The organism is Nocardia sp. NPDC052254 (genome assembly GCF_040679495.1).
In the GTDB taxonomy this organism is placed as follows: Bacteria; Actinomycetota; Actinomycetes; order Mycobacteriales; family Mycobacteriaceae; genus Nocardia.
The window spans coordinates 91870-104437 of the sequence record NZ_JBFAUW010000002.1 but is presented as its reverse complement, the minus strand read 5'-3'; the positions used below and the strand labels follow the sequence as shown (position 1 = coordinate 104437).

Annotated in this window: 14 protein-coding genes; 5 read left to right on the top strand and 9 right to left on the bottom strand. The window is 65.9% G+C overall.

All coding sequences use genetic code 11. From position 1 onward, the window contains the following. Window positions 1–165: 165 nt before the first annotated feature. Together AB0L57_RS05460 and AB0L57_RS05455 are read right to left on the bottom strand one after the other, a co-directional pair. The gene (locus AB0L57_RS05460; protein WP_364957620.1) at window positions 166–372 is read right to left on the bottom strand and encodes a DUF397 domain-containing protein; all 207 of its coding nucleotides are present in this window, start codon (window positions 370–372) and stop codon (window positions 166–168) included. After that, complete coding sequence (locus AB0L57_RS05455; RefSeq protein WP_364957617.1) at window positions 369–1259, bottom strand: helix-turn-helix transcriptional regulator; 891 nt, start codon at window positions 1257–1259, stop codon at window positions 369–371. Before AB0L57_RS05455 ends, AB0L57_RS05460 begins: the two co-directional genes overlap by 4 nt. 336 nt (window positions 1260–1595) lie before the next feature. Here AB0L57_RS05455 and AB0L57_RS05450 point away from each other — a divergent pair, with 336 nt between their 5' ends. The 3 genes from AB0L57_RS05450 (at window position 1596) to AB0L57_RS05440 (ending at window position 2676) form a co-directional block, all read left to right on the top strand. Further along, window positions 1596–1781, top strand: coding sequence for a hypothetical protein (locus AB0L57_RS05450; RefSeq protein WP_364957614.1), 186 nt, complete (start codon window positions 1596–1598; stop codon window positions 1779–1781). Window positions 1782–1787: 6 nt separating this feature from the next. After that, window positions 1788–2054, top strand: coding sequence for a hypothetical protein (locus tag AB0L57_RS05445; RefSeq protein ID WP_364957611.1), 267 nt, complete (start codon window positions 1788–1790; stop codon window positions 2052–2054). Between the two features lie 352 nt (window positions 2055–2406). Then, window positions 2407–2676, top strand: coding sequence for a hypothetical protein (locus AB0L57_RS05440; RefSeq protein WP_364957608.1), 270 nt, complete (start codon window positions 2407–2409; stop codon window positions 2674–2676). A gap of 54 nt (window positions 2677–2730) precedes the next feature. Here AB0L57_RS05440 and AB0L57_RS05435 read toward each other — a convergent pair whose 3' ends face one another. After that, the gene (locus tag AB0L57_RS05435; RefSeq protein ID WP_364957605.1) at window positions 2731–4347 is read right to left on the bottom strand and encodes a GMC family oxidoreductase N-terminal domain-containing protein; all 1617 of its coding nucleotides are present in this window, start codon (window positions 4345–4347) and stop codon (window positions 2731–2733) included. A 314-nt stretch (window positions 4348–4661) separates the two neighbouring features. On the opposite strand from AB0L57_RS05435, the gene AB0L57_RS05430 reads away from it, so the two are divergent. Then, window positions 4662–5150, top strand: a complete 489-nt coding sequence (locus AB0L57_RS05430; protein WP_364957602.1) for a glutathione peroxidase — start codon at window positions 4662–4664, stop codon at window positions 5148–5150. Window positions 5151–5338: 188 nt separating this feature from the next. Here AB0L57_RS05430 and AB0L57_RS05425 read toward each other — a convergent pair whose 3' ends face one another. Then, complete coding sequence (locus AB0L57_RS05425; protein WP_364959248.1) at window positions 5339–5905, bottom strand: TetR family transcriptional regulator; 567 nt, start codon at window positions 5903–5905, stop codon at window positions 5339–5341. 183 nt (window positions 5906–6088) lie between these two features. On the opposite strand from AB0L57_RS05425, the gene AB0L57_RS05420 reads away from it, so the two are divergent. Continuing rightward, on the top strand, window positions 6089–6757 hold the full coding sequence (locus AB0L57_RS05420; RefSeq protein ID WP_364957599.1) for a class I SAM-dependent methyltransferase: 669 nt from the start codon (window positions 6089–6091) through the stop codon (window positions 6755–6757). A 381-nt stretch (window positions 6758–7138) separates the two neighbouring features. On the opposite strand, the gene AB0L57_RS05415 is transcribed toward AB0L57_RS05420, so the two are convergent. Genes AB0L57_RS05415 through AB0L57_RS05395 form a run of 5 tightly spaced genes read right to left on the bottom strand, consistent with a single transcriptional unit; the run spans window position 7139 to window position 12560 of the window. Next, window positions 7139–8212 (bottom strand): prenyltransferase, encoded by a 1074-nt coding sequence (locus AB0L57_RS05415; protein WP_364957596.1) that lies wholly within the window; start codon window positions 8210–8212, stop codon window positions 7139–7141. Next, the gene (locus AB0L57_RS05410; RefSeq protein ID WP_364957593.1) at window positions 8199–8930 is read right to left on the bottom strand and encodes a class I SAM-dependent methyltransferase; all 732 of its coding nucleotides are present in this window, start codon (window positions 8928–8930) and stop codon (window positions 8199–8201) included. The genes AB0L57_RS05415 and AB0L57_RS05410 overlap by 14 nt, the downstream gene beginning before the upstream one ends. Then, entirely contained in the window at window positions 8924–10183 is a 1260-nt protein-coding gene (locus AB0L57_RS05405) for a glycosyltransferase family 4 protein (protein WP_364957590.1), read from the bottom strand. Before AB0L57_RS05405 ends, AB0L57_RS05410 begins: the two co-directional genes overlap by 7 nt. A gap of 19 nt (window positions 10184–10202) precedes the next feature. Continuing rightward, entirely contained in the window at window positions 10203–11063 is an 861-nt protein-coding gene (locus tag AB0L57_RS05400; protein ID WP_364957587.1) for an LLM class F420-dependent oxidoreductase, read from the bottom strand. 12 nt (window positions 11064–11075) lie between these two features. After that, window positions 11076–12560: an FAD-dependent oxidoreductase gene (locus AB0L57_RS05395; RefSeq protein ID WP_364957584.1), complete on the bottom strand. Its 1485-nt coding sequence runs from the start codon at window positions 12558–12560 to the stop codon at window positions 11076–11078. Between the last annotated feature and the right edge of the window lie 8 nt (window positions 12561–12568).

The following is a 12568-nucleotide window of genomic DNA, read 5'->3' as shown; positions in this document are numbered from 1 at the left end:
GACACGTTCAGCGAAGCTCATCAGCAGCTCCTGGCCTGTGGTTCGATCTGGTGGACTCGTCGGAATCGGGCTGTGCGCGGATTCGGCGAGCCAGTGCCAGCGCGAAAGCGGCTGAGCACGAGGATAACTCGTGGTGAGTTGGGCCGTGCGGTCCGGAGCGAGGTGTTATCCCTGGTCGAGGATGCCGTTGCGGAGGTTGGTGGTGAAGGCGTCCCATTCGGTGGGGGTGAAGATCAGGGCGGGGCCGGTGGGGTTCTTGGAGTCGCGGATGCCCACGAGGCCGCTGTCGAGGAACGCGGCTTCGACGCACTCCTTACCCCCGCCGCTGCGGCTGGATTTGAACCACTTGGCCTCGGTCAGACTCACGTTCACCGTTCGTGCTCCCTTGCTATCTGCCGCAAGCGGCGCTTGCTGTCTGGAACATCAAGTGCCGCTTTTAGAGTGGCGCTGTAGGCCTGACGATACCTGGCTACATCCTTCCGCCGCTCGAGATATAGATCGCCTGCGTACAACTCGACATACACGACAGTCGGTGATGTTTCCCGGCCTTTCGAGTCGGTTCCGAAGTCGAGGATGGCAAATGGTCCGGTCGGTAGGCCTGCGGGAAATCCGGCATCGTAGGGCAGCACTCTCACCTCGACGTTCACCGGAAGATTAGCCAAGTGGTGGCACTGAGCCGCCATGACTTTCCCATTGCCCACGACAGTCCACAGCGCGGATTCGTGGATGACGAAGTCTACGGCTACAGGTTTGAACTTCCGGTTCAGCAGTGATTGGCGCTTGATTCTGAGCTGGATTCGCCGCTCCAATTCCTGCTCACTGATGTCGGAGTAGTACCCCTGCTCGACTGCACGAGCGTAGGCGGGTGTTTGCAGCAGACCAGCGACGATGTGTGGCTGGAACATGGACAGCTGCTGTGCCGACGACTCCAGCCCCACATACAAGTCGAAGTTCCCCGAGATCACATCATCGAACGCCTGCCACCAGCTCGTTCCGGTGCTCTGCTTGGCGAGGCCGAGCAGTCCGGCACTCACCTCGGGGTCGTCGATCTCGTAGATCCGGCACAGCGCTTCCACGTCGAGAACGCGGATGGCAGGCGACTTTCCGGATTCGATGCGGGAAAGCTTGCTCGCCGACCACTGCATGAGCGGGGCGACATCTTCGAGTTTGAGCCCCACTGCCAAGCGGGCGTCCTTCAGATACCGCCCCAGTTGGCGGCGGGGCAGGGTGGTCGATTGGTCCTCACCGATATTCGTCACGGTTTCCTCGCTTGCATCATGAGCGGTCGCCGTTTGCACGAGGCATGAAATCGGCTACCCCCGTGCGAACCGCTCTGGGCCGTCGCAGAACCTTCGTCGCATATGCATGGCGCTCTTGTAGCACCGGCTCATTCGATGGTCTTCTGAATTCACCCCGATGGCCGGGAAACCCGAATCATCAAGTCGCGCAACCGTTGCCCCCGGACGCGACTACGACCAAGACATTACCGCGTAGCACCGACGCCGCAAGGTGATGGCCGAAAAATGGCCCCGGCCATCGGGGGTTCCAGCCATTGCCCGGCTGTATCCCTCACGATGTCCGAAAGGCGTGAACCCATGTACGGTGTGCGACCGATCGACCACAGCGCCCTGCCCACCATGACCACCGCGCTCGCCCACCGCATCATGCAGGAGCACATCGATTGCCCGATCACGGTGTGCGCCAGTAAATTACAGGCCAAACTCTGGCTCGTCGCGATCGGTGCGATGCAGCCCGCCGATCGCCCGCGGTTCGGAATCTGACCGCCGATGGGCAATCCGGTCCTGCACGGTCCGCTCGGCAACCCGATCTCACCCGAGCGGATGCACAAGGAAATCCACGCCGAACGCCACGCCCACTGCACCCCGCAGACCTGCGACATGCTCAGCAGCTGCCGAAACATACTCACCACCCTCGGCCACGACCCCGACGCCGACACCCCCGCGAACTGCCCCGCGTGCCAGGAGGCAACACGATCGGCATCCTCCCGAGCCCAGGAGCCGCCATCCATGCCCGATTTCGGATTACGCCAGTGATCACGGGCCGAAGATGTTGCGGCCGAACATATTCGGCCCGACCGAGCGAAGCACGAAGAACTGATCATGACATCCGTTCTGCCACAGCGCATTCCGGGTTGCACGAGCGACGCCGACAGCGCTCGCAGCCTCCTGCCGGTGCGCGGCGGTCGTGCGGGCATTACGAGAGACACCCGCTGACCGCTTTCCGTGCATCGCCGACACCGGCTCGCACCCCGCCGCGCTGGCCTCGACGTCCAGGTGAGCGACACACGTCTCGAGAATCGGTGAGTTCGTCCGAGACGCATCGCCGAGGTTGCCCATCTTGACAATGGCCCGTTCCGAACACTGAACCCGCCTGGATCAGGCCCGAGTGCCCGGGAGGAGCGGTGTCGAGACCGTCACGCCCGCGTGGATGCACCAGCAGATCACGGCGGCGGAATACGATTCCTGGTCCGACGGACAGTGCGCGGGCATCGAGATTGTGGACGGGATGGTTGTGGTGCGCCCCAGCGCGTCCAAGCGGCACAACCGGTCTGCCCGGATTCTGGCGACCCGGACCTATCGGACGGGCGAAATGGGTACGGGCACAGTCGTGGCGGCCGCTCCGTTTCCCGTGGAAATCGATCTCGGCCAGATATGACGAACCCCGGTCGTGATCGGGGATCACAACCGGGGTTCGCTCGACTCACCGCGATTACACCGCGGCGTTGATGAACTCGGCCGCCTTTTCGCCGATCATGTAGCACGGTGCGTTGGTGTTACCGCCGGTGATGCTCGGCATGATCGAGGCGTCCGCGACGCGCAGGCCCTCGATACCGCGCACCCGCAGCTGCGGGTCGACCACGGCGCGCTCGTCCACGCCCATCCGGCAGGTGCCGACCGGGTGGTACACCGAGTGGACGCGCATCGGAAGTTCGCGGCGCAGCGCGGTCTCGTCGGTGTAGGCGGGGCCGGGGGACAGTTCCTCGGTGATGTCGCCGGCGATGCCCTTGTGCGCGGCCGCTTCGCGGATCATGCCGATCGCCTCGACCAGGAAGTCCATATCGGCCGGATCCGACAGGTAGCCCGGGTCGATCAGCGGTGAGGCCAGCGGATCGGTCGAGGCCAGCCGCAGTTCGCCGCGGCTCTTGGGGTAGATCAGCGTCGGGAAGACGGTCATCGCCTCGCGGCGGTCCACCAGATGCAGCTTGTCCTCGTCCTGGTTGGGCGACGGGTAGCTCCACGGCAGGGTGTGGATCTGCATATCGGGAATGTCCTTGGCGAACGAGGTCCGCACGAAACCGACGGATTCGAACACCGTGCGGCCCATCCACGAACTGCCGGGCTTGCGCAGTTCCTTCAGGAACCCGGCCGCGAAGTGCGTCGGAATACCGCGGTGCAGCGCCTTCTTGGAGACGAAGGTCATCGGGACGAACAGATGGTCGTGCAGGTTCTGGCCGACGGGCAGGTCCGCGTTCACCTCGATGCCGAGATCGCGCAGGTGACCGGCCGGACCGATACCCGACAGCATCAGGATGTGCGCCGAACCCATCACGCCACCGGAGACAACGACCTCCTTGTTGGCCCGGATGATCCGGCGGCCCTTCTTCTCGATGACCTCGACACCGGTGGCCCGGCCCTTCTCGATCACCACGCGCGCCACGTGCGCATGCGTGACGACCTTCAGGTTCGGGTTCGGCCGGTTGGTGAGGAAGCCGCGCGAGGAGCTGAAGCGCAGTCCGTCCTTCACGCTCTGCTGGAAGATGCTGATGCCCTCTTGGGACTCACCGTTGTAGTCCTCGATGACCGGGACGCCGAAGGTGTCGGCCGCGGCTTCCATCCACTCCTTGGCGATGGGGGTCAGTTCCTGCTGCCGGGTCACCTCGATGGGGCCGCCCGCGCCGCGCAGATCGGTGGCGCCGTCCTCCCAGTTCTCGAGGCGCTTGTAGGCGGGCAGCACATCCTCGTAGCTCCAGCCCTCGCAGCCCTCGGCGGCCCAGGAATCGAAGTTGGCCTTGTTGCCGCGCACGAAGAGCATGCCGTTGACCGAGCTGGAACCACCCAGCACCTTGCCGCGCGTCATCGGAATCAGGCGCTCGGCGGCGTGCTTCTGCGGGACCGAGTACTGCGACCAGGTCACCTGGTGCTTGAGCTGCGGCACCGTGTGCACCGTGGTGATCATGCCGGGGACACTGACCAGCTTGGTGTTGTCCTTGCGGCCGGCCTCGAGCAGGATGACGCTGGCGCCTTGCTCGGCGAGCCGACTAGCGACGGTGGCACCGGAGCTGCCCGCGCCGATGACGATGTAATCGGCTGCGCTGGTGTCGGTCATGTTCGGTTACCTCATCTTCGAAGTGGTAGCGGCTGATCGCGGCTGCGCTCGGCGCGGGAGCGTGCCTCAGATCACTGTAGAACAAGTTCTAATAATGGTGAAGACGCGGCGTTGGAAAATCGATCCGCGGGACGAGGTCCGGCATCGACTTCCTGTCGATGACCAGCAGTGTTCGCTGGGTCACATCGTAGAACAGGTTGCAGTTCTCCGGTGGATGAGCGGTCTGGAGCCTGGCCGGGACATGGCCGCGGTGACTCATGGTGGCCACGAGAGCGGCACTCGCGAGATCGGAGATCCCCCTAGGATCGGCGACTGTGACCGATATTCGTGAAATTCCCGTTCAGACCCTCGCCGGCGACTCAGCGACGCTGGCCGGACTCGCCGGCGACAAGACGCTGCTCGTGGTCAACGTCGCCTCGAAATGCGGTTTGACGCCGCAGTACACCGGTCTGGTGGAGTTGCAGCAGACCTACGGCCCGCGCGGTTTCACCGTGATCGGGGTGCCGTGCAATCAGTTCATGGGGCAGGAGCCCGGGACCTCCGAGGAGATCCAGGAGTTCTGCTCGACCACCTACGGTGTGGATTTCCCGCTGCTGGCCAAGGTCGACGTGAACGGTGACGATCGCCATCCGCTGTACGGCGAGCTGGTGCAGACCGCCGATGCCGAGGGCGGCGCGGGCGATATCCAGTGGAACTTCGAGAAATTCCTGGTCGATCGCGATGGGAAGGTCGTCGGCCGCTTCCGGCCGCGCACCGAACCGCAGGATCCGAGTATTGTCGCCGCCATCGAGGCGACGCTGTAATATCTGCCTCCGCTTCGCTTCGGCGGGGTTTCGGCCCTCTGGGCCTCGATTCTTCCCTTCTCCGCTCCTCCGCTTCGCTCCCCCGCTCCGGCAGTCCAGAATCGAGGCGGGCCGAAACCCACACGGGGGGACCTGTCTCGTAATCGTCTACGAGACAGGTGCGAACGGGCGGGGCGGAATTCTGGGAATCAGTTCTGCAAAACTTGCAGGGCGGATTTCTCCAGCCGATCGGCGATTTCGGCATATGAGGCATAGCCCACGCCGGCGCGCACCAGGGCACCCGCGTAGAGCAGTTCCAGGGTTTCCACCACATCGGGATCGGCATCCGTGCCGAGTGCGTCCAGCAGGCGGCGGCGGATCTCGGTCCCGATGCGGGTGCGCAGATGGGCCACATCGGGGTCGGTCCCCAGCAGGGCGCTGGTGACCGCTCCGGCCAGCGCCGGCTCGTCGGCGACCAGCATGGCGATCTGGCGCAGTACCGCGACCACGCGCGCGGTACTGTCGGCACTTGCCGCGGGATCCGGTGGCGGGTCGGCAGCCAGCCGACGCCAGAACACCTCCGCGACCAGGTGCTCCTTGGAGGAGAAGTAGGTATAGGCGGTGGCGGTGCCCACGCCGGCGGCCGCGGCCACCATGCGCACGGTGAGGCCGGCGAAGCCCTCACGTGACAGCACTTCCAACGCGGCCTTGGTCAACCGGTCGACGGTATCGGCCTGCTTCTCGGTGAGGCGGCGGCGAGTAGCCTCCATATTCACCGGAGTGGGCTCGGTGGAAATGGGATCGGACACGTGTCCGGATGCTACTATCATGAAGCTTCGATAGCAACTCGCATAGCCGTCTACGAGCGGATATGGTCGCAAAATCACAAATAGTTGTATCCCGCTCGCATATGTGCTGACCGATGGCGCCGAGGATGGGTACGGAAAGGTGTTCTCCAGATGACTCGCGCCGATTCGGTAATTTCCGCGGACACCGAGCGATTGTTCGAACTGGCCGAGCAGGCGATCGGATTCATGCCGGTAGACGAGGGTCGAGCGCTGTACAAGGCCGTCAAACGATATGCCGGCGATGGAATTGTCGTGGAAATCGGAACGTATTGCGGGAAATCGGCGATTTATCTCGGCGCGGCCGCCCGGGAAACCGGTGCCACTGTTTATACGATCGACCATCACGGCGGTTCGGAAGAGCATCAGCCCGGCTGGGAATATCACGACACCTCACTCGTCGATCCGGAAACCGGCCGCTTCGATACCGTCACCACATTTCGCCGGACCATGGTGCGCGCGGAATTGACCGATACCGTCATCGGCGTGGTGGGGTCCTCGGTCACCGTGGCCCGGCACTGGTGCAGTCCGATCCGGCTGCTGTTCATCGATGGCGGGCACACCGAGGAAGCGGCGCAGCGCGACTACGACGGCTGGGCGCACTGGGTGGCCGCGGGCGGTGTGCTGGCGATCCACGATGTGTTCCCGAACCCCGAGGACGGCGGTCAAGCCCCGTTCCACATCTATCGCAAGGCCCTCGACAGCGGGAACTTCCGCGAGGTCGCGGCAGTGGGGTCGCTGCGGTTGCTGGAGCGGTCGGCGGGGTGCGGGGGTAAAGGCTGAGTTGGGCGTGTGATGGCGGGCCCGGGGCGCCGCGCGTAGCTGCTGGCGGGAGACGTTCGGCCGAGAGCTTCGGGGGAGCACTTCCCCAAAAGGTATTGGCTGTATTTTTGGCCTCCGCTTCGCTCCGGCGGGGTCGGCGGCCCAGTGGTCTCGCCGTTGGGGTACCGCTGCTTGCTCCTTCGTCGCGTACGCAGCGGCACCCCAACGGCGAGACGGCCGCCAACCCACTCGGGGAGCACTACCTCGGAAACGCTGGTGGCGTGCCGGGGCGCGTTGGGTGGGGAGGTCGCGTCGTTGGGGTGGGCTGCTCGGGGTAGAGCTTCTGGCAACAGCGTTACCCGGACGGTGGCAGGTGCGAACGATCGACGGAACTTCCCCGGTTCAGCTCCGGGAGTGGGCGCAGTCGCAGGTGAGTCCGGTGCGCAGGTCGGCGACGGGGACCAGCTCGCGGAAGATGTCGTTACCGCCGGTGGTCCGGGTGAGGGCGTCGGCGGCCAGCACCACCGCGGCGCCGGTCCAGGTGGTCTGTTCCTCCGGCCAGCGTTTGCCGTCGGCGAAAACCAGCCCGGTCCAATAGGATCCGTCGTCCTCGCGCAGGTGCTGCATATTCGCGAGCAGGCGGCGGGCCCGGTCGTCGTCGCCGAGGGCGTCGAGAGCGAGTACGAGCTCGCAGGTTTCCGCGCCGGTGACCCACGGGCGGTCGGCCACACAGCGAATGCCGATGTCGCCGACCACGAAATCGTCCCAGCGCGAGGCGATCCGGGCATGCCCGGCGTCACCTCGCAGGGCGCCGCACAGCACCGGGTAGTACCAGTCCATCGAGTACCGGTCCTTCTCGGCGAAGGATTCCGGATGATGCCGCAGGGCATGGCCGAGGCGCAGCGCCGCGACCTCCCATTCCGGCTGTTCGATGCCGAGTAGTTCGGCGATCGCCAGTCCGCAGCCGATGCTGTGGAACATACTCGAGCAGCCGGTCAGCAAGGCCTCGGGCAGGGTTCCGTGTTCGGTTCGCAGCCAATGGATCTCACCGTTGCCGCCCTGCTGCATCGAGATCACGTAATCGATCGCGGCCCGCACGGTGGGCCACATCGAATCCACGAACGAGCGATCACCCGTGCATCGGTAGTAGTGCCAGATACCGGTGGCGACATAGCCGCAGAAATTGGTGTCGGTATCGGGATTCTCGATCACGTCACCGCGGAACTGCATCGGCCAGGAACCGTCGCCGCGCTGGGTGTCCGCGGACCAGCCGTAAGCGGCGCGGGCGGCATCGTGCAGTCCGGCGACCGTGAGCGCCATCGCCGATTCCACGTGGTCCCAGGGATCGGTGTGCCCGCCCCGGAACCAGGGAATCGCCCCGTCGCCGTACTGCTGTGCGGCAATGGATTCGGCGGTTCGCAGAATCTGGTGGGAGGTCAGGACACCGGGAATCGAGGGCAGCTCAGCGGCGGGCACCGGATACCGCCGGTTTGGTGAAGTACAGCGCGACGCTCTTGCCGATCATCGGATCCAGTGCGGATTCGGCGATTCGGGTCAGGCGCGGCTGTTTCATCATGTCCCAGACCAGCATTCGGTGATAGAGCCGTACCGGCAGCGCATCCGGCTTCTCCACACCGACCGCGCACTTGAGCCACCAGTACGGGGCGTGCAGGGCGTGGGCGTGCTCGCTGTGGATGAACCGCATACCGCGCGAGGCGACCTTGGCACGCAGTTCGTCGGCCTTGTAGATGCGGACATGGCCGCCCTCGTTGGCGTGATATTCGTCCGACAGCGCCCAGCAGATGCGCTCGGGCAGCCAGCGCGGAACCGTGACGGCCAGGGCGCCACCGGGTTTGAGGATGCGGACCAGTTCGGCGATGGCGGCCTCGTCGGCCGGAATGTGCTCGAGGATCTCCGAGGCGATGACCACATCGAATTCACCGTCCTCGAACGGCATCGCCAGCGCATCGCCCTGGACGGTCTCGGCGATGGCGTACTCCGGCGCCTCCCCGGCCTCGGCCAGGGCGCCGAACATGATCTTCACATCGGCGAGATCGCCCGCGTTCTGATCGAAGGCGACCACATCGGCGCCGCGCCGGTATGCCTGGTAGGAGTGGCGGCCCTGGCCACAACCCACATCGATGACCCGGGCGCCCGGTCCGACACCCAAACGGTCGAAATCGACGGTCAGCATACGTTCGCCTCCTGTGTGGTGGGGGTCAGGTCGGTGCCCTGGCGGCGGGCGATCGCTTGTTCGTAGACCGAGACGGTCTGGGCCGCAACGGCTTCCCAGCTGAAGACGGTCAGGGCGCGGTGCCGTCCGGCGGTGCCGAGTTCGTCCACCCGGCGCGGAGAGTCCAGCAGTGAACCGAGGGTTGCGGTCAGTTCGTCCACATTGCCCGGCTCCACCAGTTCGGCACAGTCGCCGACGACCTCGGGCAGCGCCCCCGCGCGGCTGGCGACCAGCGCGGTTCCGCTGGCGAGCGCCTCCACGGCGGGCAGCGAAAAGCCTTCGTACATCGACGGAATACAGGAGATCTGCGCCGAGGCGAGCAGCTCGGCCAGCGCCTCGTCCGACAGGCCGCTCGAAACCGTGACGATATCGGAGATACCCAGTTCGGCGATCAATTTCTCGGTCGGGCCATTGGGCTCGAGTTTGGCCACCAACTGCAGATGAACGTCATGGGCGATCCGCAGCCGCGCCAGGGCCTGCAGGAGATGTGAAATCCCCTTGAGCGGCTTGTCCGCGCTGGCCACCGCGACGATCCGGCCGGGCACCCGGCGCTCGCGCGGCCGGTACAGCTCGGTGTCGGCGCCGAGTGGAACCACCCGCAGCTGGGAGGCGTCCACGCCGAAGTCGTCGGCGATATCGGCGGCCGAGGACGACGAAACGGTGATCAGATCCGGGATCGTGCGCGCCACCCGCTGCTGCATGCCCAGGAAGCCGTACCAGCGGCGCACGAACGGTTTGCGCCGCCATATCGCCGCCGCCAGGTCCACCTCCCGATCGCGGGTGATCGGGTGATGGATCGTGGCCACCAGCGGCAGTTGCCGCGCGATGTCGAGCAGACCCGAGCCCAGACATTGATTGTCGTGGACGACATCGAAATCGGCGGCGCGCGAACGCAACAGGCGTGCCGCGCGCATGCTGAACGTGCGCGGTTCCGGGAATCCGGCGGTCCACATCGTGGCGAGCTCCAGCAGATCGATGCGATCGCGGAGTTCCCGCGGATGCGGTGTGCGGAACGGATCGGAGTCGCGATAGAGGTCCAGGCTGGGTACCTCGGTCAACCGCACCCGGGGGTCGAGCAGTTCCGGATACGGCTGACCGGAGAAGACCTCGACCTCATGGCCGAGTTCGGCCAGGCCGTGACTCAGCTTCCGGACATACACCCCCTGCCCGCCACAGTGGGTCTTGCTGCGGTAGGACAGCAGGGCGATACGCACGTCTTCGGCTCACTTCCTCTTAGACGCCCAGTCCGGCCGGCGCCAGCTTGCCGGCCAGACGATCGAGATAGGCCAGCACCTCGGCTTCGGACTTGTCCGGCAATCCGTACAGTACGTCGGTCACGCCGGCCTCTTTCCAGGTGGCCAGCCGATCGACATCCGGCTTACCGTCCAGCGCGACCACGCGCGGAGTGTCCTCGCGGCCCGACTCCTGCCACACCTTGGCCAGTAGTTGCAGCCGTTCCAGCAGCGTCTCGGTCTCGTACGGGGTGGTGATCCAGCCGTCGGCCGAACGGGCGATCCAGCGGAAGCCCTGCTCGGTGCCGGCGGTGCCGATGAGCACCGGAACCTTGGCCTGCACCGGCTTGGGCCATGCCCAGCTCGGGCCGAACTTCACGAATTCGCCGTCGTAGCTGGCCTCTTCGCGGGTCCACAGGGCACGCATGGCCTCCAGGTACTCGCGCAGCACCGTCCGGCGTTTCTTGCCCGGCACGCCGTGATCGGCGAGTTCGTCTGTGTTCCAGCCGAATCCGGCGCCGAGACTGACCCGGCCGCCGGACAGATGATCCAGAGTGGCGATGGTCTTGGCCAGGGTGATCGGGTCGTGCTCGACCGGAAGGGCCACCGCCGTGGACAACTCGATGCGTTCGGTGACCGCCGCGGCGGTGCCGAGCGCCACCCAGGGATCCAGGGTGCGCATGTAGCGATCGTCGGGCAGGGACTCGTCGCCGGTCAGCGGATGCGCGGCCTCGCGCTTGATCGGAATGTGGGTGTGCTCGGGCACGAAGAACGACGAGAATCCGCGTTCCTCGGCGGCTTTGGCGGCCGCGGCGGGGGTGATACCGCGATCGCTGGTGAACAGGACGATGCCGAAGCGCATGGTGTTCCTTAGTTAGTTCGAAGCAGGACCGTCGCCGGCGGCGGCGCGGCCGGCGCGACGGCCGTAGAAGCTGCCGTCACCGAGTGAGGTGCCGCTGGCGTAACCGCCCGCGCACACGCCCGAGGTGCAGCGACCCGCCGCGTACAGGCCGGGGATCGGATCGCCGGTGACGTGGATGACCCGGGAATCGAGGTCGGTGCGCAGACCACCGAGGGTGAAGCCCGCGGTGAAACCGCGCATGTCGAAGCCCGCGACGGGGGTGCCGATCGGCTTGACCCACTGCTCCTTCTTGCCGAGCAACGGGTCGGTGCCGGATTCGGCGTGGCGGTTGTAGACCTCGACGGTGGATTGCAGCGAACCCGCGGGCAGGCCCATATCGGATTCGAGTTCGGAGACCGTCTCGGCCGCCCAGGTCGGGGGCTGCCGGAAGTACGGGGAGCTGGTCTCGGTCTTCTGCGCCGCTTCCAGCCCTTCTTCGTCGATGATCAGGAAGGCCTGATTGTCCTGCTGGATGAGGGTGGCCTGGCCGATCCGGCCGGGGTAGGTGTCCTCGGCGATGTAGCGCTGGCCGCGTCCGTTGACCATGATGCCGCGCACCATCGTCTGCGGATCACCGAAGAAGGCCACCTCGGTGGCGTCCATGTGCGCGAGCTCGGCGCCCAGGGCCTGGGCGACGCGGATACCGATGCCGTCGTGCTCCTCGATCGCGGCGGCGGGCCGGCCGATCAGCCGGGGCGCGTAGCCCTCGATCATCTTGGTCTCGTAGGCGAAACTGCCGGTGGCAAGTACCACGCCGCGCCGCGCCCGGATATTGAGAAGTTTGCCGTAGCGCTTGGCCACCACGCCCACCACACGGTCGTCGTCACCGACGATCAGGCGCTGGATCCGGATGTCGTATTCCGCACGCACTCCGAGCTTTTCGGCGGTATCGGTGAGTGGCTTCATCAGCATGTAGCCGCCGCCCTGCTCGCCGATGCGCTTGTTCTGCATCTGCGGCAGGTGCCCGCGCGGAGCCGGGGTGGCGATGTCCTTGAACGGGGCGGAGTTCTCGCCGCCGGAGTACATGAGGCCCTCGTCGTGCGGCGGCTCCCAGCCGGGCTCGCCCCAGAATTCCTCCTTGAACGGAACCCCCTGGGCGACAAGCCAGTTGTAGTGCTCGACGCTGCCCTGGCAGTAGTCGTGGATCTTGGCCTCGTCCACACCGGGCCCGAGCGCCGCCAGCATGAACTTCTCCATGTTCTCCGGGGTGTCCTCGAAACCGAGGGCCTTCTGCAGCGGAGTGCCGCCGCCCAGATAGATGAATCCGCCCGACAGCGAGGCCGCGCCGCCCCAGCCGCCGGTGCGCTCGAGCACGAGGACATCGGCACCGGCCTCGGCCGCCTCGATCGCGGCGGCCACACCGGCTATGCCGTAACCGGCGATGACGACATCGGCCTCGTGGTCCCAGTCGCTGATCTCGGCGGCGGACTGCGGTCGTACACCCTGGGTGTCGGACATGGCGGGTT